Source organism: Marivivens aquimaris (assembly GCF_015220045.1).
GTDB classification, from domain to species: Bacteria; Pseudomonadota; Alphaproteobacteria; order Rhodobacterales; family Rhodobacteraceae; genus Marivivens; species Marivivens aquimaris.
On sequence record NZ_JADBGB010000002.1, the window covers coordinates 154687 to 178004 of the forward strand.

The following is a 23318-nucleotide window of genomic DNA, read 5'->3' on the forward strand; positions in this document are numbered from 1 at the left end:
CCCTGCCAGACTTTACGCCTGACAGAATGCTTGCAGTATGGTTTCTCCTTTGGCGAGCATTTCCTCTGGTTCATAGCTACCGTCGGTAAGCGCTCGTGCAATAGTACTTTGGTTGCAGTTCACTCGGACCAATACGCCAGACGACTCCTTCCACCGAGACGCGGCAATGATGTATCCAGAATACACGTTATTGGTGTCAGTAATAGAAATATCTTTCGCATATAACACGCCGGAAACCACGGGCCACGCGTATGACCAGGGTTTGAAAGGACTTTGTGAATATGCGCGTTCTACGACAACCGCGTCTGCGGGCACCGTATTTTCGGCCCACACGTATTCCGCGTAAATCGTTGTGCACAGGATTCCAATTCCGCCCGCTGCTGGCACGATCCATTTCGGCAGGCGTTCTCGCGACATCTTGACCGCCCCGAGCGCGATGCCCGCTAAGGCAACGCCTGCGATGAGCGTTGCTGCAAATTCGAAAAGCATGGCCTCTCCCCCCTACTTTACCGCGCCCGACCCCAGCGACGATTGCATGGTGCGGACGATGACAAAGGCATCGCGAAGATGGCTCCGTTCGAACGCGGGCAATGTCGATGGGGTGAGATAGTTGTCGGGCTTCTCTCCAGCCCTCACCAACGCGGCCTGATGTTCCAGACGCACGGTGGCAATCGTATCGTAAGCCGACAGCAGGTCCCTCCCCCCGCTATCCGATATGATGCCTGCCTCGATCGCTGCGTCAACACGCGAACGCGTATTCACCACGGACAATTGGCCGCGGAGCGCATAGACGCGACCCAGATCGACGATGGGCACAACGCCGTTGTGCTTCATATCGACCTGATGGCGGTGCTCGCCCGATTTGATCGTAGCAAAGCCGCGAAATAGCGACAGCGGCGGTGTGTGCTTGAGCGAATTGCCGATCATGTGGGCGACGAAGATGGAATTCTTGCCCGCAGCTTTGAGTGTGCCCTCTTGCAGTTCATCGAACAGCCGCTCGTCGCCCGCGATGGGGCGCAGGTCGAACATGACGGAGGCGAGCATCTGCGCCTCCTCGTCCGGCTGGGTGATCCAGCGGTGGAAGTAGCCCTTCCACGTTTTCAGCCGCTGCCGCCAACGGTCGGCGGTCGCCATCATATCACCAGGACAATAGACATAGCCGCAGGCATTCAGACCATCGCAGACAAAGCGCGCAGTCTGTTCGAACCAGCGCATATCGTCGTCCGTGGCGCTGTCGTGGATGATCAGGCAGTTGTCCTGATCGCTGACGCCCGTCTGCTCGCGTCGCCCCTGACTGCCGCAAGCCGCCCAGCAATAGGGTACGGGCGCGGGGCCGAACTGCGCCTCCGCCATTTTCAGTAGGCGGCGGGTGACGATATCCGCGATGTCGGTGACTTTGCGGGTGACGACATCATGCGCGAGGTGGCTACCGACAAGCTGCATTAGCATTTCAGGCAAGCGGCGCGTGACATCCGCCATTTCCGCCACAGATCCCGCACGGGTGACATCGGCCACCATATTCGCCTGATTGCTGGCGAGGAAACGGGTCAGGTCCGTCTGGGTAATCATCCCGACGAAATGTCCCTGCTCCACCACCGGAATATGCCCGATGCGGCGATCGATCATGGTGTGCATCACATCGGACCCCAGCGCCTCGGGGCGGAGGGAAACCGGATCAGCAGTCATCACCTCGGACACGGGCGCGGACGGATCGCGGCCCTCTGCGATGACCTTGTTGTTCATGTCGCGCACGGTAATCAGCCCGACGAGCAGATCGCCCTTCACCACGCCGAGCGAGGAAATCCGGTGCTCCCGCATCAGCTTCGCCGCATCGCGGATTGTCGTATCGGGGGTGCAGGTCACCGGCGCGTGGGTGAGCATATCGCCCAGCTTCAGAGTCATGATCCCGCCTTGGGTCATGCCGCGCGTGCCGCCGCGATTGAAATACCGGTTGAACGCAGGCGCGTCGGTCATCGCCTGCCGGAAAACGGCGGCGGGAAGAAGGTAGAGTTCCGCGTCTTTGGTAACGACTGCGGTCGTCGCAGCCTTTCCGTCGCGCAGCAGACCACGTTCGCCAAAGTGGTTGCGGGCGCGCAGAACAGAAACCAGCGCCCCGTTGCCGTCAGTCACTTCGACCGCGCCGCTGGCGATGAGCCACACGCCGTCGAGGTCGTCACCATGCGTGTAAACGGTCTGCCCTGCGTCGACGTTCTGACGGATCAACTGGACAGCCAGTGCCTCAAGCGCGGCAGGGTCCATTCCGTCGTAAGGATGGGTCTGTTTCAGAAAGGGGAGTAGCGACTTCAAGTAATGGCCTTTCGGGCAGAAAGCGCGAGGTTTCCCCCGCGCCTTCAGTGAAACATGAGACTTCTTCCAACAAATTGACCTGTATCAAACGAGGTCGATTTAGTGGTCGACAGCCGCTCCTGCACCGCTCGGGATGCGGATGTTTTCAACGAGCTCCTGAATTTCGACCGGCGGCTCGTCGGTGGCGTTGGACACCAGGTAGGCCACGGCGAAGTTCACCAGCGCACCGACCGCACCGAACGAGGTCGACTTGATCGAGAACAGCAGCGGATCGGCATCGGTGAAGCTGTTGGTGCCTTGGATGAAGAACCAGCCCTTATGCAGGAAGATGTAGACCAGCGTCACGACGAGACCTGCAATCATACCGGCGACCGCGCCCTTGTTGTTGATGCGCTTCGAGAAGATGCCCATCATCAGTGCAGGGAAGATCGACGCAGCGGCCAGACCGAAGGCCAGAGCCACGGTTTGCGCAGCAAAGCCCGGCGGGTTCGCACCCAGAATGGTCGCCACGACAATCGCAACACCCATCGAGATACGGGCAGCCAGCAGTTCGTTCTTTTCCGAGATGTTCGGATTGATCTGCGACTTGATCAGGTCGTGCGAAACCGCCGACGCAATCGCCATCAGAAGACCTGCCGCAGTCGACAGAGCCGCAGCTAGACCGCCAGCAGCTACCAGCGCGATCACCCAGCCCGGAAGGTTGGCGATCTCGGGGTTGGCCAGAACCATGATGTCGCGGTTCACGTCCAGCTCGTTGCCTTCGCCCGAACGGTACTCGATCGTGCCGTTGCCATTGGTGTCTTCAAAAGTCAGAAGGCCGGTCTTTTCCCAGTTACGCACCCATGAAAGCTCGTCGCTGGTCTCGATTTCCTCGACCGAAACGGCCTCGGCGTTCAGGCCGTTCGGCCAGAAGGTATCGATCACGTTGAGGCGGGCCATCGCACCGACTGCCGGAGCGGTCAGGTAGAGGAGAGCGATGAACACCAGCGCCCAACCAGCCGAGAAACGTGCGTCCTTCACGGTGGGAACGGTGAAGAAGCGAACGATCACGTGCGGCAGACCTGCGGTACCGATCATCAGGGTCATGGTGAACAGGAACAGGTTCAGCGTGGTATCGGTCTGCGCCAGATACGAACCGAAGCCGAGGTCGGTCACGAGTTGTTCGAGCGTTGCCAGCATCGGCTGACCTGCGGGAACACCTGCGATCTGGGTGGTGGTGTCGCTAAACAGACCAAGCGCCGGAATCGGCGTGCCGGTCAGTTGCAGCGCGATAAAGATCGCCGGAATGGTGTAGGCGATGATCAGAACGACGTACTGCGCCACCTGTGTGTAGGTGATGCCCTTCATGCCGCCGATAACCGCGTAGAAGAACACGATCGCGGCGCCGATCAGCAGACCGGTGAGGTTGTCGACTTCGAGGAAGCGCGAGAACGCAACACCAACGCCGGTCATCTGGCCGATCACGTAGGTGAGCGAGGCAACGACAAGGCAGATCACGGCCACGGTGCGGGCGGTCTGGCTGTAGAAGCGGTCGCCGACGAACTCGGGCACGGTGAATTTGCCGAACTTGCGCAGGTAGGGCGCAAGCAGCATGGCGAGTAGCACGTAACCGCCGGTCCAGCCCATGAGGTAGGCCGAGGTGTTATAGCCGCCGAATGCGATGATGCCGGCCATCGAGATGAACGATGCCGCCGACATCCAGTCAGCGCCGGTGGCCATGCCGTTGACGACAGGGTGAACGCCGCGGCCCGCTGCGTAGAACTCCGACGTGGAGCCCGCACGCGCCCAGATGGCGATGCCGATATAAAGCGCGAAGGTCGCGCCGACGACGATGATATTCAGAGTAAACTGGTCCATGTCCCGCGCCCCTTACTCGTCAACGCCGTATTCGCGGTCCAGCTTGTTCATGCGGAACGCGTAGGCGAAAATCAGGATGAGAAACACGAGGATCGACCCTTGCTGGGCGAACCAGAAACCAAGATCGGTCCCGCCGATGATGATGCCCGACAACATCGGACGCAGCAGAATGCCGAAGCCGAACGAACACAGGAACCAGATCACGAGGCTGATGCCGATGATCCTCTTGTTCGCCGACCAGTAAGCGTTTTTGTCGCTTTGGATAGCCATAACTTCCTCCATGAGGCCCTCTCCCAAGGGCCGACTAGACCGGCGATAGCGCCTGTCCCCCTGCCCTGCCGTTATGCAGGGCGATGACCGGAGCGCCGTGTGTCCGGCGCTCCGTTATTCATCAGGCCGGTTCGGCCTGCTTCTTGTGAATTGAATTGGCGACCAGATCATCCACGACCGACGGGTCAGCGAGCGTTGACGTATCGCCCAGTGCGCCTGTGTCGTTTTCGGCGATTTTGCGCAGGATGCGGCGCATGATCTTGCCGGAGCGGGTTTTGGGCAGGCCGGGGGCCCACTGGATGACGTCGGGCTTGGCGATGGGGCCGATCTCGGTGCGGACCCACTTTTCAAGCTCCTTGCGCAGCTCGTCCGAAGGCTCCTCGCCGTTCATCAGGGTAACGTAGGCGTAGATGCCCTGACCCTTGATGTCGTGCGGGTAGCCCACGACCGCAGCCTCGGCGACCTTGGCGTGGGCGACGAGGGCGCTTTCGACCTCGGCGGTGCCCATGCGGTGGCCCGAGACGTTGATCACGTCGTCCACGCGGCCGGTGATCCAGTAGTCGCCATCCGCATCGCGGCGGCAGCCGTCACCGGTGAAGTAGTAGCCTTTGTAGTCGCTGAAGTAGGTCTGCATGAAGCGCTCGTGGTCGCCGTAGACCGTGCGCATCTGACCCGGCCAGCTGTCCTTGATCGCCAGAACGCCTTCGCAGGCGGTCTCATCGATCTCGGCGCCCGAGGTGCCATCCAGAACCACCGGCTGCACGCCGAAGAACGGCTTGGTCGCAGAGCCCGGCTTGAGCGGCGTCGCGCCCGGCAGCGGGGTCAGCATGTGACCGCCGGTTTCGGTCTGCCACCACGTATCGACGATCGGGCGGGTGCCCTTGCCGACGACGTCGTTGTACCAGTTCCACGCTTCGGGGTTGATCGGCTCGCCCACGGTGCCGAGCACCTTGATGTCCGACAGGTCGTACTTTTCGACCCACTCCTTGCCCTGACCCATCAGCGAGCGGATCGCGGTGGGGGCGGTGTAGAACTGGTTCACCTTGTGCTTTTCGCAGACGGCCCAGAAGCGGCCCGCGTCGGGGTAGGTCGGCACGCCTTCGAACATCAGCGTGGTACCGCCGTTGGCCAGCGGGCCGTAGACGATGTAGCTGTGGCCGGTGACCCAGCCCACGTCGGCGGTGCACCAGTAGATATCGCCCTCGTGGTAATCGAAGGTGTACTGGTGGGTCATCGCCGCATACAGGAGATAGCCACCCGACGAATGGACGACGCCCTTGGGCTTGCCGGTCGAGCCGGAGGTGTAGAGCACGAACAGCGGATCTTCGGCGTTCATCGGGCGCGGCGGACAGTCGGGAGCGACGGTTTCCATCATCGCTTTGACGTCGACATCGCGGCCGTCGATCCATGTGGTCTGATCGCCGGTGTGCTTGACCACGAGGCAGCGCACCTTGTCCGAGCAGTGCAGCAGCGCGGCATCGGCATTGGCCTTGAGCGGGGTGCGGCGACCACCGCGCGGCGCGGTGTCGGCGGTGATGACGACCTTGGCGCCGGAATCGTTGACGCGGTTGGCCAGTGCGTCGGGCGAGAAGCCTGCGAAGACGACCGAGTGGATCGCGCCGATGCGCGCACAGGCCAGCATGGCGTAGGCCGCTTCGGGGATCATCGGCAGATAGATCACCACGCGGTCACCGCGCATGACGCCCTGGCTCAGCAGAACGTTGGCGAAACGGTTCACCTTGTCCGAGAGCTGGTTGTAGGTGATGTACTGCGCCTCGTCCTCGGGGCTGTCGGGCTCGAAGATGATCGCGGTCTGCTCGCCGCGGGTCGCAAGATGGCGGTCGATGCAGTTGGCGGCGACGTTCAGCACGCCGTCCTCGAACCACTTGATGCTGACATTGCCGTAGTCGAACGAGGTGTTCTTGACCTTGGTATACGGCTCGATCCAGTCCAGCCGCTTGCCATGCTCGCCCCAGAACCCCTCGGGATCCGAAACAGACGCCTCGTACATCGAGGCATAGGTGTCGGCGTCAATGTGTGCGGCAGAGCTAAAGGATTCGGCGGGCGGGTATGTTTTGACGGATTCGTCGGTCATGTGGTCCTCCGGTTGCATCAAGCTGCGGCCCGACTCCTCAATCGGATCGCATTTGATGCGAAGGTAGACGAACGAAATGTCAAAAAAGAAGTAACTTGCTACGCTAACAGCATTTTTTTGTAAACGTTTTGACTATGCGTTCTGAAAACATGTAAATCGCTTTTCAGAACGCCGCGAAAATCCCAAGATTTAAACAGCTTCGCCGCAACGCCGCATACGGGCGGGAGCGGGTGCCTGTGGAAAAACACTTGCGAGAATCCGGAAGTGGAGGCAGTAATATACGGAAAAACGGTAACTAACGCCGAAAACCGTAACAAACGGTCCGCAGTCGAGAGGCACATGAGCAAGGATACAGGCATAAACCTTCGTATCGATGAAGTCGTCGGACAACATGCAGCAATGCTGTCCGAGCGGTTGCAGATGCACCGCGCCCAACTGTTTCCGCCCAACGCACGCAAGGAACTTCGCAAGTTCACCAGCGGCGAGGTGGCGGATCTTCTGGGCGTGAAAGACGCCTATCTGCGCAAGATCAGCCTCGAAGGCAAAGGCCCCGAGCCCGAGATCCGCTCCAATGGACGCCGATTCTACAGCCCCGATGATATCGTGGCGCTGCGCGAATATCTCGAAAAAGGCGCGAAGGTCCCCGGCACCTACCTGCCTGGCCGTCAGGGTGACGACCATTTGCAGGTAATCTGCGTGATCAACTTCAAAGGCGGCTCCGGCAAAACGACCACTTCGGCGCACCTCGCGCAGAAGATGGCGCTCGACGGCTACCGCGTTCTGGCCGTGGATATCGACCCGCAGGCGTCCTTCAGTGCGCTGCACGGGTTCCAGCCCGAGTTCGACCTTCTGGACGGCGGGACGCTCTATGATGCGATCCGTTACGATGATCCCAAGCCCCTGCGCGAGGTGATCCAGAAGACCTATTTCCGCAATCTCGACATCATTCCGGGCAACCTCGACCTCATGGAGTTCGAGCACGACACCCCCCGTGCGCTGGCACAACGGGACGGTAACCTTTTCTTCACTAGAGTGGGCGACGCGCTTTCCGAAGTGGAAGAGGATTACGACGTGGTGATTGTAGACTGCCCGCCCCAACTGGGCTTCCTGACGATGAGCGCCTTGTCCGCCGCAACCGCGGTTCTGGTGACGGTGCACCCGCAGATGCTCGACGTGATGTCGATGTGTCAGTTCCTGTTGATGACCTCCAACCTTTTGGGCGTTGTGGCCGAAGCGGGCGGGGACATGTCCTACGACTGGCTGCGCTATGTCGTGACCCGCTACGAGCCGGGTGACGGGCCGCAGAACCAGATGGTCAGCTTCATGCGTTCCATGTTCGGGGAGCACGTACTGAACCACCCGATGCTTAAATCCACCGCGATTTCGGACGCGGGCCTGACGAAACAGACCCTTTGGGAGATCGAGAAAACCCAGTTCACCCGTTCGACCTACGAGCGGGCGATCGAGTCCATCACCAACGTGTGCGACGAGATCGAAGCACTGGTGCAGCAAGGATGGGGACGGACCAATGGCGCGTAAGGGCATTCTGAACGGACTGATGGATCAGGCCCCTGCCCCGTCGCAGGAAGGATCGCGCGTCGATCCGGCGAAGCCCCGTTACACCAAGGGCGCCATCGGTGCCGTGAGCCAGTCGATTGCCGATCTGAAGGCGCGTTCCATCGTGCAGGTCGATCCGCGCATGATCGACGACGCGGGCATGAAGGACCGTCTGGAGCGTAACGACCTCGAAGACCTGATCCGAAGCCTCCAGACCTATGGTCAGCAGGTTCCGGTTCTTCTGCGTCCGAACCCCAACGATCCCGAGCGGTATCAAGTGGTCTACGGTCGTCGCCGTGTGGCGGCGATGAAGCTGCTCCAGATGCCGGTCAGCGCGATGGTACGCGTTCTCAACGACCGCGAGCTGGTGATTGCGCAGGGTCAGGAGAACTCCACCCGCAAAGAGCTGTCGTTCATCGAACGCGCGAACTTCGCCCGCCAGATGCGGGACGCAGGATACGAGCGCAAGGTGATCTGCGACGCGCTCAACATGGATAAATCGCTGATCTCGCGGATGCTGACCGTGGCGGACACCATTCCGCTCGATCTGATCGAAGCGATCGGCGCGGCGCCCTCCATCGGGCGTGATCGCTGGCTATCGCTGGCCGATAAACTCAAAGGCCGCGATATGACGCTGGCCGCCGTCGGTGACACCTCGGACGCTCGTTTCGAGGCTGTTTTCACCGCGCTGAACCCGCCAAAGGCCCCTGCCCCGCTTCCTGAAACGGTGAAGTCGGACGGCGCGGAGATCGCGCGGATCGCACGGAAGCGCAACGCGACTGTCATCACGTTGCCAAAGGACGGTTTTGACGAATGGTTGGCCAGCCATCTGGCCATCATGCACCGTGACTGGAAAGCCCAGAACGGTAATTAATCGAGCAGTATCAATAACTTAGGAGGCACGACAACAGCAGGACAAAAACAAAAAGGCCCCCCGAGGCGACACCCCAGAAGGCCAATTTGGTTCTAGCACCTCCAAACTAGGCATTGAGTTGACAGCTGTCAACAGGCGTCGATTTCGGGCGGACGAAAAAGTTTTGCTTCGTGAAACGCGATGACAGTACATGCCACGACGCCTTTCGGGCGGCGACCGGTGACGGCTGGGCTGATTGAACGGGCTGCGCTCCGTCAACAGAATCCTAGCCTGCCGACCGTCCACAAATGGGAAGTGTTCAATGCCCTCTGCGAGGCGCGCGCCCGCTTCGGGGTGACAGACCGTGATCTTTCGGTCCTGAACGCTCTTCTGACCTTCCATAGACCGACCCAGATCACCGACGGCGAACGCACCGTCGTGTTCCCGTCAAACGCCACCTTGTCACAGCGCGCCCACGGGATGCCCGAAAGCACGCTGCGCCGTCATGTGGCCGCGCTGGTGAATGCCGGCCTGATCCTGCGCAACGACAGTCCGAACGGCAAACGATACGCGACCCGCACCCGCGGCGGTGACATGGTCCGGGCGTTCGGTTTTGACCTGCGTCCCCTCCTCGTCCGTGCCCGCGAAATTCTCGAAGCCGCCGAGGAAGTCCGCGAGGAACGCGAAACGCTCCGCATCGCTCGTGATGACGTCGCGATCCTGCGCCGTGATGCGTCCAAGCTCATCGCCTACGGTGCCGAAGCCCATCCTGACGACCGTTGGGACACGCCGCGCCTTGCGCTCGCCGAACTGGGCAAGATGCTCCGCCGTAAGCTCGACCTCTCCGCCCTCACCGATCTGCGTCAGCGGATGGAAAAGCTGGTGGAAAAACTCCACGGTTTGCTGGGAATGTCTGTGGATTGTGCGTCCGAAACGAGCGCCTCTGACAGCCAAAATGAGCGGCACCATACAGAGTCAGATAAAACCTCTTATGAATCTGAACAGCCCGCGAAATCCGAAACCACCGTACCGCTCGGCCTCGTGCTCAAAGCCTGCCCAGAAGTGCTGACCTACAGCGACAGGCAGGTGAATACGTGGCGGGATCTTGTGGCAGCGATGGCCTATGTGAGAGCCATGATGGGGATCACCAAGGAAACGTGGGATCATGCGATCACCTGTATGGGGGCTGAGAAAGCGGCGATTACATGCGCTGCGATCCTTCAACGCATGAGTGAGGTCCAATCACCTGGCGGCTACATGCGGTCCCTTGCGCTCAAGGCGATGGACGGGAGCTATTCCCCTGCCCCGATGGTCATGTCGCTCTTGCGGCGGCAGGCAGCGGCTTAACCGGACTTTACTTTGAGCCAGTGATATGGCCCTTGGCCCTATGGAAAACCCGTTGATCAATATCGACCACGTCACCTGCCGTTTCGGCGAGCGCACCGCGCTGAACAATCTGACTTTCACGGCAAGTGAAAAGCGGATCGGCGTCGTGGGTCGCAATGGCTCGGGCAAGTCGACGCTGGCCCGCGTGTTGAGCGGTCTGATTGCGCCGAATGAGGGCAAAGCTGTGATCGCGGGCGTCGATGTTCTGAACGATCGCAAGGACGCGATCGCTTCGGTGGGTATTCTGTTTCAGAACCCCGACCACCAGATCATCTTTCCAACGGTGATCGAGGAGCTGTCGTTCGGCCTGCGCCAGATGGGACACGATGCGAAAACCGCGAACCGGATGGCCGAAGAGATGCTGGCGAAGTTCGACCGTTCGCAGTGGGCGCCCCGCTCCGTTTCGACCCTAAGCCAAGGACAAAGGCATCTCGTTTGTCTCATGGCCGTGCTGGCGATGGAGCCGAAGGTGATTATCCTCGACGAGCCGTTCAGCGGGCTGGATATTCCGACCGTCCGGGCGCTGGAGAAGTATCTAAACCAAGTCGATCAGACTCTGATCCACATTACCCATGAACCGCGCCACATCGCCGACTATGACCGCGTTCTATGGATCGAGCGCGGCGAGCTGCGCGGTGATGGGACGCCTGCAAGCCTCATGCCGGAATACATCGCTGCGATGGAGGCTGACGATGCTGACGCTCTGCGTTGAGACCCCTACTCCGCTGCATCGCGTTCCGGCGGGTTTCAAGCTCGGCTTCATGCTGGTTTCGGCTTGGCTGATCTATGCGCTGGACTCCGTCTGGCTGGTGCTCGCCGCGTTTCTGATTGTGTTGACAGCTGTCAACTTTCTCGGCCCAGTCATTCGCCGCGAGATGTATCGGGCCATCAAACCGCTCTGGATCATGTTCGTCATCTTCGGCGGCTGGATCGCGATTACGGTCTCGCCGCTGCCCGCGCTGATCCTCGTGCTGCGTCTGGTCACGCTGCTGATGATCGCAAACCTCGTGACGCTGACCACTCCGCTCGACAAGATGATCGACGTTCTGATGACGGTGCTGAAGCCATTCGAGAAGCTCGGCCTGAAGACCGCCCCCATCGCGCTGGCGATTGCCTTGGTGATCCGGTTTGTGCCGGTGCTGGGTGAGCGCACGACGACGATCCTCCACGCATGGAAGGCCCGTTCGACCAAGCGACCTTTCTGGCGCATCGTGGCGCCCCTGACCATTTCTGCCATGGATGACGCGGAACACGTGTCAGAAGCTCTCAGAGCGCGCGGAGGACTAGCGGGAAAATAAACTTCCTGTTAAATCGCTGCCCAACAGTTGAGGGGCAAAAAATGACCAGAGAAAAGAATATCGCGTTCATTGCACTGTTTGCGGCACTTATCGCGGCATTGGGGCTGATCCCTGCGATCAACATGCCTTGGGGCGTTCCGGTCACGGCGCAGAGCCTTGGCGTCATGCTCGCTGGTGCGGTTCTTGGCGCGAAGCGCGGCTTCCTCTCGGTCCTTCTGTTTGTCGGCCTTGTCGCGCTTGGTCTGCCACTACTGGCTGGCGGTCGCGGCGGTCTGGGCGTCTTTGCTTCGCCGACCGCTGGCTTCGTGATCGGCTTCCCGATTGCGGCATTCTTCACCGGCCTCGTGATGGAGAAACTCAGCGACATGGATGTGCGTCTGTCCGCCGGTATCGGCGCGTTCGCTGGCGGTGTCGTCGCGCTCTATATCTGCGGGATCTTCGGGTTCTGGGCGATCATGAATTTCTCCATGGGTAACGAGCGCAGCATCGCTGACGCGACCTTCGTCATGTCGGTTTACATTCCGGGCGACCTGATCAAAGTCATCGCGACCGCGCTGGTCACTCACGCGATCTACCGCGCGCGTCCGCAATACGTTCTGACGCGTGCATGAGTATCTTTGCTGAACGTCGGTCGGTTCGGGCCTTTCTGGATCGACCCGTTGAGCAAGCGCAGGTCGCTGATCTGCTGACCAAGGCACGGATGGCTCCCAGCGGAGCCAACCTGCAACCCGGACGGCTCATCGCTCTGACGGGCGCGCCGTTCGCGGCGCTACAAAGCGCACTGGCCGACGCGATTTCAGCGGGCCGCCCGATGGTTTCCGAATACAGCTATTTCCCGCAGCCGATGCCCGCCGATCTCAAAGCGCGGCAGCGTGCGGCAGGCTATGCGCTGTATCAGGCGCTCGGCATCGACAAGCGCGATCTGGACGGACGCAAGGCGCAGTTCGACAAGAACTACCGCTTCTTCGATGCGCCCGTCGGGATCGTCGTCACCATGCGCCGCGACTTCGGCAAGGGCTGCTGGATGGATCTGGGCATGGCGCTCCAGACGTTTCTGCTGGCGGCGCACGATGCGGGGCTCGGTGCTTGCGGGATCGGAGCACTGGCAAACTACGGTGATGTGGTGAGCGAGGCGCTGGCGCTGCCGGAGCACGAAGTCGTGGTTTGCGGGATCGCTCTGGGGCATCCCGATATGGACGCGCCGGTGAACCAGTTCCGGACCGAGCGTGACGCGCTGGATGTGTTTGCGGAGTTCCGCGGGTTTAGTTGACAGCTGTCAACTTTATCGCCGAGCCGATCCCGCCAGCCGCAGCAATCGCGGCGATGCCCGTTTCCTGATCCTGCAAATCGTGGAACAGCCGCACGGCGAGGATCGTGCCGGACGCGCCGATGGGATGACCTCGGGCCAGTGCGCCGCCATTCAGGTTCACAGCCTCGGGCGGGAGCAGCGCACCTTCGACGCACGCGATGGCTTGGGCGGCGTAGGCTTCCATGATCTCGTAGCGGTCCGCGTGGCCGAGCGCGTTGATCGCGGCAATGGGTGCAAGGCCAGGCTGCATCGGATCACCGCCGACTGATTTGTAGTCGTCGATGCGCAGGGCGCGGGCGGTGGCGTGGTCGGTGACAATGACAAAGGCCGCAGCGTCGGCGGCGACGGCGGTGGTCGCAGTGGTAACCGATCCCGCGATGACAGGCGCACGGGCAACGACGCGCGGGGCGAGTTTGCGGGTGAACGGATCGTCGAGGTCGGGGCCGAGCGGGACGATTTCAGCGCGGAGGTGTTCGCGTGCCGCCATGGCCTTGGCGTGGCTGTCGATGGCCCAGACGTCCTGACGTTCGCGGCTGATGCCGAGGCTGTCGGCTGCCACGGTCAGGTCGGGATCACGGTCGGCCCACGGGGTGAACGGCGGGCGGTCATAGGGGATCGGTGAGCCGTCTCCGTTTTGTGCGAAACGCAGCGGACGGCGGGAATGGCTCTCGACACCGCCGGCGATAACAACGCGGGCTTGGCCAGAGTTCACCAGTGCGGCGGCGAGGCCGATGGCGTCCAGACCGCCGGCGCACTGACGGTCGATGGAGAGGCCAGCGATCCGTTCCGGCAGACCAGCGGCGAGCGCGCAGAGGCGGGCAGGGTTGCCGCCGCCGCCGATGGCGTTGGAGACGATCACTTCGTCGACGTCATGGGCGCTCAGACCCGCGTCCTCCAGCACCGCGCGGATCACAGGTGCGGCGAGGTCATGGAGCGAGAAGGCCGAAAGAGCGCCGCCCTTGGGCGCGACGATCGTGCGGCGGGCAGCTGTGATGAATGCGGTCATACGAGCGACTGTAGCAGCGTGCGCAGCCGGACGTAATCCGGTTTGCCGGAGGGCAGGGTGGGGAACGCCTCCAACCTGAACGCGCGGCGGATGTCGAGGTCATCGGGCGAGGCCGTACCAGAGTAGAGCGCGACGGAGATATTCCCGCGCACCGGATCGGGAAGGGGCAGCACCGCAACGCTTTCGACGCCTTTGGTTGACAGGAGCATTTCTTCGATCAGCTCGGGATAGACGTTCTGGTCCGCGACCTGAAACATCCGGTCGACGCGCCCGACGATGTGGATGCTGCTGTCGATGATGGTGCCCAGTTCGCCCACCGTCATCCAGTCGCCATCGCGGATAGTGGTGCTTGATGCACCTTCGGCGTAATCGAGGAACAGGTAAGGACTTTTGACCCAAACCTCTCCGATCCCGTCCACCACATTGCGCAGTGCGATCTCGGCTTTGGGGTAGGGACGGCCGACGCTGTGAACGGCGGTTTCGTCATTGCCGATGGTCATGAAGGACGTTTCCGCCGCGCCGTAGAAAGGGACGAGGCGGGCGGTGGGGGTGCGTTTCCAGAACGCGACCTGCGTGCGTTCATCCAGCTTTCCGCCGCCAACGACCACGTGCTGCAAAGAGGGCAGGGGGCGCGTGGAGATCAGCCGCAGCTGGGTCGGCGTGGCGTAGAGGTGCGTTGCCTCCATTTTCGCGATGGCGTCCGCCTGACGATCAGGCCTGACGCCTGTCAACACGTCGACCTCCATCCCGAGGACCAGCGCCTCGAATAGCGCGTAAAGCGCAAGGGAGTGCTCGAGCCCGCCGAGGATCACGGTTTTGTCCGTGGGAGTGAGCCCGAAAAGCTCTGCATTGACCTTCGCGGACGCAATCCAGCTATCATATGTGCGCCGAATGCGCTTGGGAGCGCCTGAGGAGCCGCTTGTAAGCGTGTGAAGCCGTTGCGGGGCCTCCGCCTCGTCAATTTTCGACTCGGCCACGCAGAAAGGCGCTCCGTCGGCCATCGCTTGCATGACTTCGGCGGGCGTTTTGATGACGCGCAGGCGCGATCCCGGCTCTGACGCGACGGGGAAGGGCACCGGAATGCCGTTTATCGAAAGGCGGGCGTCGGGATGCAGGGTCATGGTGCGCTCATAGCGAATGTGATCTGCCTTGCGAAGCAGAACCGCGTTTGCTAGCTGAAACACATTCTCGGGGCGGGGTGAAATTCCCCACCGGCGGTTAAAGCCCGCGAGCGCCCTCCTGTGAGGGGTCAGCAGAGTCCGGTGTAATTCCGGCGCCGACGGTTAGAGTCCGGATGAAAGAGAATGGACAGGACGGAGGAGACTCCGGCCCCTGTTCAATATCGCCTTGGGGACCATTGGTAATTAAAGGTGGACCCTATGACCAAAACTCTGAACATCGCCTTCATCAAGGCACGCTGGCACGCCGATATCGTCGATCAGACGCTCGTCGGTTTTAACCAGAGCATGGCCGATGCAGGCCGCGACTGCGACGTCAAAACCTTCGACGTTCCGGGCGCTTTCGAAATGCCGCTGCTGGCCAAGAAACTGGGCGAAAGCGGCAAGTTCGATGCGATCGTTTGTGCGGCGCTCGTCGTTGACGGCGGCATCTACCGCCACGATTTCGTTGCGTCGACCGTCGTTGAGAATCTGATGCGCGCGCAGATGGACACCGGCGTTCCGGTGTACTCGGTTTCGCTGACGCCGCACCACTTCCACGGCAACGACGAGCACGTGAAGTTCTACACCGAACACTTTGTGAAAAAAGGCGCCGAGGCTGCGAACGCGGTCCGTATGGTCGCCGATATCGAGATCTGATTTCTCGGAATGTCGCCCTCCCCGCAGTAGGGGAGGGCGGTTTGCTCAGTAGTCGATGTCGCCTTGCTGGACGAAATCGCTGAGTTGCAGATCTTCTAGCAAGATCGTGCCGCCTTCGTAGATGAGCAGCAGACCCGCATCGGTATCCGCGTAGCCCGTGTGGGTGTGATACATATTGCCGCCTTCGATGATCAGGCGGTCCGCGCCGACCTCGAAATCGGTGATGACGTCGTTGCCGAACTCACCCTTGAAAACAAAGCGATCGTTTCCGCCGCCGCCCGTCAGCATGTCGTCGCCCGCGCCGCCGTTGATCTTGTCACGTCCGCCGCCGCCAATGATGGTGTCGTCACCCGCATTGCCGCGCAGTTTATCGCGGCCCGCGTTCCCGCGCAGCACGTCGTTCCCGCCGCCGCCCCAGATGTCGTCGTTGTCTTTGCCGCCGAAAATGCGGTCCGTGCCCGTGTGACCGCGCAGCCTGTCGTCACCGCCATTGCCGCGCAGGATGTCGTTGCCCGCAAAGCCGTAGAGGCGGTCGTCGGCATCCATGCTGACGATGCGGTCGTTGCCGGTGTAGAGCATCTCTACCCCTGAATTATCCATGGCGAGGTTGGGGTAGGCACCGCCGTCGCCATCCCCGTATTCGCTGCCGTTCAGGGGGGTAATCTGGATATCGCCGGTCTTGGTGTAAACGACGCTGTAGGACACCGTGTCGCCGTCATCGAGGTTGATGCTCAGGATGCCGTCGGTGGAGCCGTCGTTGTAAAACGCGTAGTTATAGGCCCAGACGTAGGCGTCGCTTTCGGCGTTGTTGTCGATGTCATACTCGTCGACTTCAGCCAACAGGATTGGATTCTTCCCGCTGAATTGGAGGGAAATTTCGATCATGATAAAAACTCACTGGTTACGCGGCTGCCAACACACGGCAACCCGAAGGATCGTACCTTAAGCAACCATATGGCGATCAGATTTCCCGCCCAAGGGGAAAACGGGCGAGAACAGCGATACCACCGAAATAGAGCGAAAATTCCAGATTATGTGAGGCAAATTCTCATGGCGGAATTGCGGAACAATCTGGCAGACTGGTCGTTGGTTTGGCGACAAAGCTGGAGAATCCCCTCATGTCCGAAACCCGCGAAACCGCCGTCCTCTACCGTATGGTCATGCCTGAACATGTCTGCCCCTACGGTCTGAAATCCAAGGCTCTCCTGGAAATGAAGGGTTTTGACGTCGAGGATCACTGGCTGGAAACGCGCGAGGAAACGGATGCTTTCCTTGAGGAGCACAACGTCAAAACCTCGCCACAGACGTGGATCAACGGGGAGCGTGTCGGGGGATACGACGACCTGCGCGATTACTTCGACATTCCGCTCGATGATCCGGACGAGACGTCCTACCAGCCTGTCATCGCCATTTTCTCGGTCGCGTTCCTGATGTCGCTGGCGGTGACGCTGATTGCCAACGGGACGGTGCTGACGCTGGATATTTTCACGCGGTTTATCGCGATTTCGATGGTTCTGCTGGGTATCCAAAAATTGCAGGATGTGGAGCAGTTCAGCACGATGTTCCTCGGCTACGATCTGCTTGCTCGCAAGTGGGTGCCCTACGCCTACATCTACCCGTTTGCCGAAACGCTCGCGGGTCTGCTCATGCTCGCGGCGATCCTGCCGTGGCTGTCGGGTCCGATTGCGCTGTTCGTCGGCGGGGTAGGGGCCGCGTCGGTGTTCAAGGCGGTCTACATCGACAAGCGCGAACTGAAATGCGCTTGCGTGGGCGGCGGGAGCAACGTGCCGCTCGGCTTTGTGTCGCTGACGGAAAACGTGATGATGCTGTTGATGGGCATCATCACCATTGCCAGCCTGTTCTAATTCGCCTCCTCGGGTTTGAGCAGAACGTCATGCGCAAGGCCGGAACTGCCTGACAGTTTCACCTGCGCATCGGTATTCACCCGCCAGACATGACGTGAGCCGTCCGGCGCGCGCCCCAGCACCCAGCGCTGTTGCAGGCCCCAGCCATCGCGGCTGATCTGCATGGGCTGGAGGTCGAGCCGCGTCGGCACGATCGACAGCACGGGTTGCGGCAGGTCATCGTCGAACGTCCGCCGCTCCATCTGTTCGTCCATCTGAATATATGGGTGCCAGTTGTCGGGGGGCGGGATGCGCACGGCGTATTCGGGCTGCGTGACGGTGCGGTCCTTACGGACGGCTTGCACGAGATGCCCGCGCCCGTTGTCGTCTTTCTCCGTGCGCACCTCGGCCCAGAGGAGGTTGTCCATCTCGTCAGTCCCGAACGCCACGACATCCGTCGGATCACCGAGCAGCAGCGGCGCGCTTGCCAGCACGGGCATGGCGCGGTTTTCGGTGCCGTCGGTCCACGCGCGGGCGACGCTGCTTTTGGCCTCTTGCACCTCGATTGTGTTGCCGAAGCCGTCGGTCACGGTAATTTTCTGAGGGTAGAGGACGCTGTTCGAAGGCACGTCGAACGGCGCGATCCACGCCACGCGGTGCGCTTTGGTAAAGGCCGAGGCGATGACGAGTTGGCCAAGGTCGCTCGGTCCCGCAGGCGCAGCACTCCAGTCGCGGCCCGCGTCCTCGAGCCCCCACCACCTGTTCGGCGCGTCTCCCGCATAGACCAGCCGCGTGGGCACGGCATGGGCGGTGAAATCGGCCATTTCCTCGGGTGTTTCTGACGGCTGGATGTCGTCCCAATGCAGCGCAGGGCCGCTGGCACCCTTCACCCGTACAATGTCGATCCCGCCGTCGATCTCGGCAGACGTAGACCCTGTTTCGGCATGAAACGTCGATGCGGCCCTCACGTCGGGGAGTGCGGCGAACCACTCAAAAACCTCGGGCATGACGATGCCTTCGAAGCGGCCATCGTTCGCCCTGATCGACGCGGCGATGGCGTATCCGTCGATAAGTTTCTTCTCATCCACGCGGCGCAGCGAGGGGGGCATGACCGCTGGTGTCAGCGCGAAATTCTCGTGCAGTTTGCGCTGCATCGCCTCCAAGGCTTCGACCACATTGCCGTTCGCGCCACTGGCCTTGTAGCGGCCGATGAGGGCGGTCATTCGGTTATAGAGCTTGATCCCCAAAGCCAGCGACCCGCGCCAGTCATCGGACGTCGTGGCCAAAACGGAGGAGGGGATGAACGCGTCCATCCCGCTGGTCCCGCCGGTGAGGCTATCGCGGCGGGCTTGGAGTTGCACCGAAACAGGCGCGCCACCGTTGAAGCCTTTGAACTCGCCCACCCACCATTGCCGCGACAGCATCCACGCGGGATCGGCAAGGCGGACGAGAGCGCCGTCGGGAATGGCGCGGGCGTTGCGGGTATCGGGTTCGATCCGGTTACGGCTTGACATGGCGAGGCTCCGGTCCGGGATTGCAGTGGGTGCGGTGAATGCCTGTGTCGGCAGCGCGAAGGCTCAGGAACGGCAGCAGATTGCCGAGGTTGTTGTAGCTCTGCGCTCCGTCCGACGGCAGATCGGTGAGGGTCAGCGACCGCAGCTTGGCGAGGTTCACGGCGGTGCTAACCACCTCGAACACGGTGTCCAGCGTCCATTCGGCATCAGGATCAGGCGGCGCGAGCAATGCGACCTGCGGCGCGCGGGCCGTAGGGGTGGGGGTGTCGATCACCGCGCCGATGGTGGCAGTGTCGTCGGGGACGACCTCTTGCCACTGGTCGATCATCAGACCGCAGATCAGGCTGTTTGCGGGCCGTGGGCCGTTGAAAACAATGCCGTTTGTCGCGTGATACACGCCGTCGTTCACCCGCTTGCCGCCGATCCAGTCGTTCTGGCCGTCAACGATCCCGCCAGGCCATTGGACGGCCCAACTGTCATCGCTCCCGCCCAGCACGAGGTCGGAGAGCGGGGCGAGGCGACTGCGGACAACTTGCGATTCCTCCAGCCATTCTTCCAGCGCGTCGTGGTCCTCGAATAGCCGCGCCCACGCATCGTTGCCGGGGGGCAGGGTGAAGGCGCGGACGACGGGCATGTCGGGGTCGAGCGCTTTGGCAGCGGCCTCTCCTGTCAGGCTGCGGGCGTCCTGAATGCGGGCTTCGATCTTGCGCAAGGCGCGTTCGGCCAGCACCTCGCGGGGGATGCCTCTGGTAGTTTTAATGATGCCGAGGCAAATCAGTTCGACGGCCAGCGCCTGCCAGTCGGTGTCTGATGGGGGCTCGGGCGTCGGAAACGGCCTCGGTCCGGGCTGAGGCCGTGGGTCGAGGTCGACGTCGGGCAGTGTCAGCTGGTGAGTGAACGGCTTGAGGCGGTCCATCAGGTTTTCCAGCGCCGCGATCCGTGCGTCGATGTGTTTGGTCAGGTAGGAGGGCGATTCAACGACCGACAGCGTGGTGTTCTGCGGGTCGGCGAAGTCATCCGGCTTGAAGGGCCGCGCTTCGGACAGCAGGCGGTTCACGCGGGCGGCGGCCCAGATTGTTAGTTGCGCTTTGTCGTCGAGCGTCCCGATGTAATTCGCCGGATCGCGGCCCGTTGACAGGCAGGCCAGTTCCGCCAGCGCGGCGGCGGTATCGCGGTCGGGAGCGGAGAGGCGGACGAGCGCCAGAACGCTGGGTATATTGGCGATGTCGTAGCTGCGTAGCGGGGTGAGCGGCTCTTTTTCGGTGAGCCTGATCTCGCCGCCCAAGTCGCCGATCAGACGCTTTGCAATGTCATTCAACGGGTCGTCTTCGCGCCCCGTCACGCCCACGCCGAACGCGATGGCAGCGCCGGAGACGCGGGGCTCCAGCACTTCGGGATCGGCGGGTGGAACCGCCCCTGCGCCCCGCGCGGCGAGAATGCCCGATGCGCGGTCGGGGCGGCCCTCGGTCAGCGCCAGCCCGCCTTCGGCCAGCATCACGGCGCCGAGAATATCGATCCCGTCGCGGACCTCTGCCAGCACGGCGTCCAGCTTGTCGCGGTGATCGCCCACGGTGCGCAGATCGGCGGGCAGGTCGTTGTCGATCAGCGCGAGCGCGTCGAACCGCAGGGGCGACTGGCCCTCTTCTTCGATGTCGGGGAAGGTCGCGGCGAGCGTTTCGATCACTCCGCCCGCGCCGCGCGATTGCAGCTCTTCGCAGATCACGCGGGTAAGGCCAGCGTCATAGCGGCCGGCACGGGTGAGTTCGGTCATCAGGCGGCGAGCCATTTTCACGCGGGGCGCGGTGAGCGCGGCGTCGAAAATGCCGTCCATCCCTTCGAGCACGAAGCCTTCCTCGGCCCGCGCCAGAAACCCTGCCAGCCGCGCGAGGCGTTGGGACGGCGCGATCAGATAGGTCGCATCGGGGTCGGGGTGCGTGGTGAGCGGGACGTCCTCGACATAGCCCCACGCGCCGACGGAGGTGCTTTCCGCGTCCTGTTCGAGGCGGATGCGCGCCTCGCCCTCGATCCAGATATCGGGGCGGAGAGAGAACCAGTCGATAATATTGGCAACGGTATGATGCAGCAGATCCTGCGGCTGTTTGAGCAGGTATTCGAGATGTTTGATGAGGCGTTTCAGATCGTCGGAGCGGGTCGTTTGCGGGGCATTATCCCGCACGCCGATTGCGTTGCCGCCCGCGTTTTGCAGGAGCGTCTCCATCAGGCGGTGGGCCGTGGTCTCTCCGATCCGGCGGGGATTGTGGAGGATTTGGGCGCGATTGTTGGCGGCACTGATCGCGTTGGGCTCGTCGATGATCGCCTGCATATCGGCGAGGATATTGCGCATCGCGTCTTCGCACAGAATGCGGAACAGCGGCTCGGGACCTTCGTCGTCACGGCGTGCGGCTTGGTTATCGAGCAGGTCATCGACGTACCGTCCGTGCAGCATCTCGTCGATCACGGGATCGGCCCAAGTGTCGGCGCTGGTCTCGCCGCCCTCTGAAATCAGCGGGCCGCAGTTGCGGGTGGGGAAGGGGCTGCCAGTGAGCTTGCTGAAGGGGAGTTCGCGGTTGCCGCGAAAGCCTATGTCGGTCAGCAATTTATCTGCTGATTTTGCATTAGAGGCCATTTGACTGACCATTTGGCGCTGTGCGTTGCTGTAGGTGTTCGATCCTGCTGCGATCAGCTTGGCGACCGTCAGCACTTCCCACCGCGCGCGGTCGCGCCAGAGCTGGCCGAAGGGCATACGGGCCAGCGTTTGGGCAAGGTCGTCTGCGGGAGCGGCGGGAGAACGCAAAGTCTCGGCAAGGCGGGCGAGTGGGACGGCCTCGCGGATACCGTTGGTGATTTTGCCGAGCCACGGGTGATCGCGGCTTGGCTTGGTCGAGACGCCCATGATGCCGACGGGGGTGCGCCCGACGGCGAGGACGGGGATATCCGCGAAATCGGGCAGGGCGCGGGACAACTGGCGACGCAACTGGTCGAGCAGAGCGGCATCCGAACCCAACCCGCCTTCCTGCCCGAAGATCTTGTCGAACACGAAGGTCGGGCGGATCGCGGCCTCCCACAGAACGCAGAGCACCGCATTGGTCAGCGCTTTGCTATCCTTCGTCGTGAGCGTATCGGGGATGTCTTTGATGCGGAGCAGTTCGTGCAGCGCCTCTTGCTTGCCATCAGGGAGGGACGCCAGCGGCCCGCCGGTGCCCGCGTCCTCGCCCTTGGTCGTCTGGCCCGAAAACAGCGATGTCAGGCCCGGCCCTTTGGCGAGGATGTCGAGCGTGCGTTCAACAGGCATATCGCCCGCGCCAATCACCGCGACCTTGGCAGTTTTGGCATCTGGCGGCACGCTGAAGCTGTGAGCCATGCCCACCTCGACCGCCGTGTCGAAATCGGCAATCCAGTAGAGCGGATCGCCCTTAAGGCTGAGGAGCGCGGTATCGCCGTCCCCCGGACCGGTGGGGAGGTCTTTGGGGATGTCTTTGCCTTCCTGCTCGAACCGCTCGCCGGGGTGGGTGTCGAAGGACACGCAATAGATCAGGCGCGGGGGCAGGGAGCGGGCGAGGGGCCGGTCGCCGCTTTCGCCCGCTACAAGGCGGCCCTTTTTCACGGCCTGACGGATGGCGTAGCTGCGGGCGGTGCCAGCGGCGGCGTCGAGGTCGGCGGTCGTCATCTCTCCGCGTTCCCAACGGTTACCGTCCGCGACTTCGTTATCTGAAAACCCTGCGGTCGCATCGGCGTGCATCGCGTCGGGGAAGGCGCGGATTTTGAGGGTGGTGCCGTCGCAGAACGTCTCGATCCTGAGCGGCAGCAGCATCAGAGCGGATTTGAGCGGCACTTTGAATTTGTAATCGCCGCTCACCTGCGGCTGGTCGGACAGGTTCCAACCTTGCTGGGGGGCGGGATCTTCGCGGTCCTGAAAGTCGGCACCACGGATATGGCCCGAGGGGTCGATTTTTTCGCGCAGGTTCCGAAACAGTAGCGCTGCCTTGTCCTGCGGCCCGATGACCGAAACCTGACGGCGGCCAATCATCAGACCCTCGACCACGATCAGTGCACGGGTGCCGTCTGTGAGCGGGACGCTGACCTTGTCACCCTTGTTGATCCTGCCGCGCACCAGAGCGCCAGTAACGGCGGTCCCGCGGCCTGTGATTGAGAAAATGTCTTCGATTTTGAATAGGATCATGGTGCGAAAGTCGCTTGGAAAAACA

The 23318-nt window shown here is 61.9% G+C and carries 19 protein-coding genes and 1 riboswitch; of the genes, 9 read left to right on the forward strand and 10 right to left on the reverse strand.

What is annotated here, in order from left to right; translation table 11 throughout:
* Positions 1-12 precede the first annotated feature (12 nt).
* The 5 genes from IF204_RS17065 to acs all read right to left on the reverse strand — a co-directional run bounded on the left by IF204_RS17065 (position 13) and on the right by acs (position 6529).
* Positions 13-489 (reverse strand): hypothetical protein, encoded by a 477-nt coding sequence (locus IF204_RS17065; RefSeq protein WP_194098383.1) that lies wholly within the window; start codon positions 487-489, stop codon positions 13-15.
* Between the two features lie 12 nt (positions 490-501).
* A complete protein-coding gene (locus IF204_RS17070) occupies positions 502-2259 on the reverse strand; it encodes a DUF294 nucleotidyltransferase-like domain-containing protein (RefSeq protein WP_194098407.1) in 1758 nt (585 codons plus the stop codon).
* Positions 2260-2406: 147 nt separating this feature from the next.
* Entirely contained in the window at positions 2407-4164 is a 1758-nt protein-coding gene (locus tag IF204_RS17075) for a sodium:solute symporter family protein (protein WP_194098384.1), read from the reverse strand.
* 12 nt (positions 4165-4176) lie between these two features.
* Positions 4177-4434, reverse strand: coding sequence for a DUF4212 domain-containing protein (locus tag IF204_RS17080; protein WP_194098385.1), 258 nt, complete (start codon positions 4432-4434; stop codon positions 4177-4179).
* Between the two features lie 121 nt (positions 4435-4555).
* Entirely contained in the window at positions 4556-6529 is a 1974-nt protein-coding gene (acs, locus tag IF204_RS17085) for an acetate--CoA ligase (RefSeq protein ID WP_194098386.1), read from the reverse strand.
* 339 nt (positions 6530-6868) lie between these two features.
* Between acs and repA the strand changes: the two genes are divergently transcribed.
* From repA to IF204_RS17120, 7 genes are all read left to right on the forward strand, one after another.
* Entirely contained in the window at positions 6869-8068 is a 1200-nt protein-coding gene (gene repA / locus IF204_RS17090; protein ID WP_194098387.1) for a plasmid partitioning protein RepA, read from the forward strand.
* The gene (gene repB, locus IF204_RS17095) at positions 8058-8960 is read left to right on the forward strand and encodes a plasmid partitioning protein RepB (protein WP_194098388.1); all 903 of its coding nucleotides are present in this window, start codon (positions 8058-8060) and stop codon (positions 8958-8960) included. Before repA ends, repB begins: the two co-directional genes overlap by 11 nt.
* Before the next feature lie 180 nt (positions 8961-9140).
* A complete protein-coding gene (repC, locus tag IF204_RS17100) occupies positions 9141-10286 on the forward strand; it encodes a plasmid replication protein RepC (RefSeq protein WP_228069562.1) in 1146 nt (381 codons plus the stop codon).
* Positions 10287-10311: 25 nt separating this feature from the next.
* Entirely contained in the window at positions 10312-11037 is a 726-nt protein-coding gene (locus tag IF204_RS17105) for an energy-coupling factor ABC transporter ATP-binding protein (RefSeq protein ID WP_228069564.1), read from the forward strand.
* On the forward strand, positions 11018-11623 hold the full coding sequence (locus tag IF204_RS17110; protein ID WP_194098390.1) for an energy-coupling factor transporter transmembrane component T family protein: 606 nt from the start codon (positions 11018-11020) through the stop codon (positions 11621-11623). The genes IF204_RS17105 and IF204_RS17110 overlap by 20 nt, the downstream gene beginning before the upstream one ends.
* 41 nt (positions 11624-11664) lie before the next feature.
* Positions 11665-12234, forward strand: coding sequence for a biotin transporter BioY (locus IF204_RS17115; RefSeq protein ID WP_194098391.1), 570 nt, complete (start codon positions 11665-11667; stop codon positions 12232-12234).
* Positions 12231-12893 carry a nitroreductase gene (locus tag IF204_RS17120; protein ID WP_194098392.1) on the forward strand — a complete coding sequence of 221 codons (663 nt, stop codon included), beginning with the start codon at positions 12231-12233 and terminating at the stop codon, positions 12891-12893. Before IF204_RS17115 ends, IF204_RS17120 begins: the two co-directional genes overlap by 4 nt.
* Here the strand turns inward: IF204_RS17120 and IF204_RS17125 are convergent.
* Together IF204_RS17125 and IF204_RS17130 are read right to left on the reverse strand one after the other, a co-directional pair.
* Positions 12886-13938 (reverse strand): thiolase family protein, encoded by a 1053-nt coding sequence (locus IF204_RS17125; RefSeq protein ID WP_194098393.1) that lies wholly within the window; start codon positions 13936-13938, stop codon positions 12886-12888. The genes IF204_RS17120 and IF204_RS17125 overlap by 8 nt on opposite strands.
* On the reverse strand, positions 13935-15059 hold the full coding sequence (locus IF204_RS17130) for an AMP-binding protein (protein WP_194098394.1): 1125 nt from the start codon (positions 15057-15059) through the stop codon (positions 13935-13937). The genes IF204_RS17125 and IF204_RS17130 overlap by 4 nt, the downstream gene beginning before the upstream one ends.
* A 59-nt stretch (positions 15060-15118) precedes the next feature.
* Positions 15119-15248, forward strand: a riboswitch (FMN riboswitch).
* Between the two features lie 69 nt (positions 15249-15317).
* Here IF204_RS17130 and IF204_RS17135 point away from each other — a divergent pair.
* Positions 15318-15755, forward strand: a complete 438-nt coding sequence (locus tag IF204_RS17135; RefSeq protein WP_167639197.1) for a 6,7-dimethyl-8-ribityllumazine synthase — start codon at positions 15318-15320, stop codon at positions 15753-15755.
* 45 nt (positions 15756-15800) lie between these two features.
* Here IF204_RS17135 and IF204_RS17140 read toward each other — a convergent pair whose 3' ends face one another.
* Positions 15801-16640 (reverse strand): calcium-binding protein, encoded by an 840-nt coding sequence (locus IF204_RS17140; protein WP_194098395.1) that lies wholly within the window; start codon positions 16638-16640, stop codon positions 15801-15803.
* A 233-nt stretch (positions 16641-16873) separates the two neighbouring features.
* Between IF204_RS17140 and IF204_RS17145 the strand changes: the two genes are divergently transcribed.
* Complete coding sequence (locus tag IF204_RS17145) at positions 16874-17620, forward strand: glutaredoxin (protein ID WP_228069565.1); 747 nt, start codon at positions 16874-16876, stop codon at positions 17618-17620.
* Here the strand turns inward: IF204_RS17145 and IF204_RS17150 are convergent.
* Complete coding sequence (locus tag IF204_RS17150; RefSeq protein WP_194098396.1) at positions 17617-19113, reverse strand: hypothetical protein; 1497 nt, start codon at positions 19111-19113, stop codon at positions 17617-17619. The genes IF204_RS17145 and IF204_RS17150 overlap by 4 nt on opposite strands.
* Positions 19100-23293, reverse strand: coding sequence for a hypothetical protein (locus tag IF204_RS17155; protein ID WP_194098397.1), 4194 nt, complete (start codon positions 23291-23293; stop codon positions 19100-19102). Before IF204_RS17155 ends, IF204_RS17150 begins: the two co-directional genes overlap by 14 nt.
* Positions 23294-23318 lie beyond the last annotated feature (25 nt).

Excerpts from the sequence above, each read along its gene's own strand:
- IF204_RS17065 (WP_194098383.1), bottom strand. The coding sequence starts at position 489 with ATGCTTTTCGAATTTGCAGCAACGCTCATCGCAGGCGTTGCCTTAGCG.
- IF204_RS17070 (WP_194098407.1), bottom strand. The coding sequence starts at position 2,259 with ATGGACCCTGCCGCGCTTGAGGCACTGGCTGTCCAGTTGATCCGTCAG.
- IF204_RS17075 (WP_194098384.1), bottom strand. The coding sequence starts at position 4,164 with ATGGACCAGTTTACTCTGAATATCATCGTCGTCGGCGCGACCTTCGCG.
- IF204_RS17080 (WP_194098385.1), bottom strand. The coding sequence starts at position 4,434 with ATGGCTATCCAAAGCGACAAAAACGCTTACTGGTCGGCGAACAAGAGG.
- acs (WP_194098386.1), bottom strand. The coding sequence starts at position 6,529 with ATGACCGACGAATCCGTCAAAACATACCCGCCCGCCGAATCCTTTAGC.
- repA (WP_194098387.1), top strand. The coding sequence starts at position 6,869 with ATGAGCAAGGATACAGGCATAAACCTTCGTATCGATGAAGTCGTCGGA.
- repB (WP_194098388.1), top strand. The coding sequence starts at position 8,058 with ATGGCGCGTAAGGGCATTCTGAACGGACTGATGGATCAGGCCCCTGCC.
- repC (WP_228069562.1), top strand. The coding sequence starts at position 9,141 with ATGACAGTACATGCCACGACGCCTTTCGGGCGGCGACCGGTGACGGCT.
- IF204_RS17105 (WP_228069564.1), top strand. The coding sequence starts at position 10,312 with ATGGCCCTTGGCCCTATGGAAAACCCGTTGATCAATATCGACCACGTC.
- IF204_RS17110 (WP_194098390.1), top strand. The coding sequence starts at position 11,018 with ATGCTGACGCTCTGCGTTGAGACCCCTACTCCGCTGCATCGCGTTCCG.
- IF204_RS17115 (WP_194098391.1), top strand. The coding sequence starts at position 11,665 with ATGACCAGAGAAAAGAATATCGCGTTCATTGCACTGTTTGCGGCACTT.
- IF204_RS17120 (WP_194098392.1), top strand. The coding sequence starts at position 12,231 with ATGAGTATCTTTGCTGAACGTCGGTCGGTTCGGGCCTTTCTGGATCGA.
- IF204_RS17125 (WP_194098393.1), bottom strand. The coding sequence starts at position 13,938 with ATGACCGCATTCATCACAGCTGCCCGCCGCACGATCGTCGCGCCCAAG.
- IF204_RS17130 (WP_194098394.1), bottom strand. The coding sequence starts at position 15,059 with ATGACCCTGCATCCCGACGCCCGCCTTTCGATAAACGGCATTCCGGTG.
- IF204_RS17135 (WP_167639197.1), top strand. The coding sequence starts at position 15,318 with ATGACCAAAACTCTGAACATCGCCTTCATCAAGGCACGCTGGCACGCC.
- IF204_RS17140 (WP_194098395.1), bottom strand. The coding sequence starts at position 16,640 with ATGATCGAAATTTCCCTCCAATTCAGCGGGAAGAATCCAATCCTGTTG.
- IF204_RS17145 (WP_228069565.1), top strand. The coding sequence starts at position 16,874 with ATGTCCGAAACCCGCGAAACCGCCGTCCTCTACCGTATGGTCATGCCT.
- IF204_RS17150 (WP_194098396.1), bottom strand. The coding sequence starts at position 19,113 with ATGTCAAGCCGTAACCGGATCGAACCCGATACCCGCAACGCCCGCGCC.
- IF204_RS17155 (WP_194098397.1), bottom strand. The coding sequence starts at position 23,293 with ATGATCCTATTCAAAATCGAAGACATTTTCTCAATCACAGGCCGCGGG.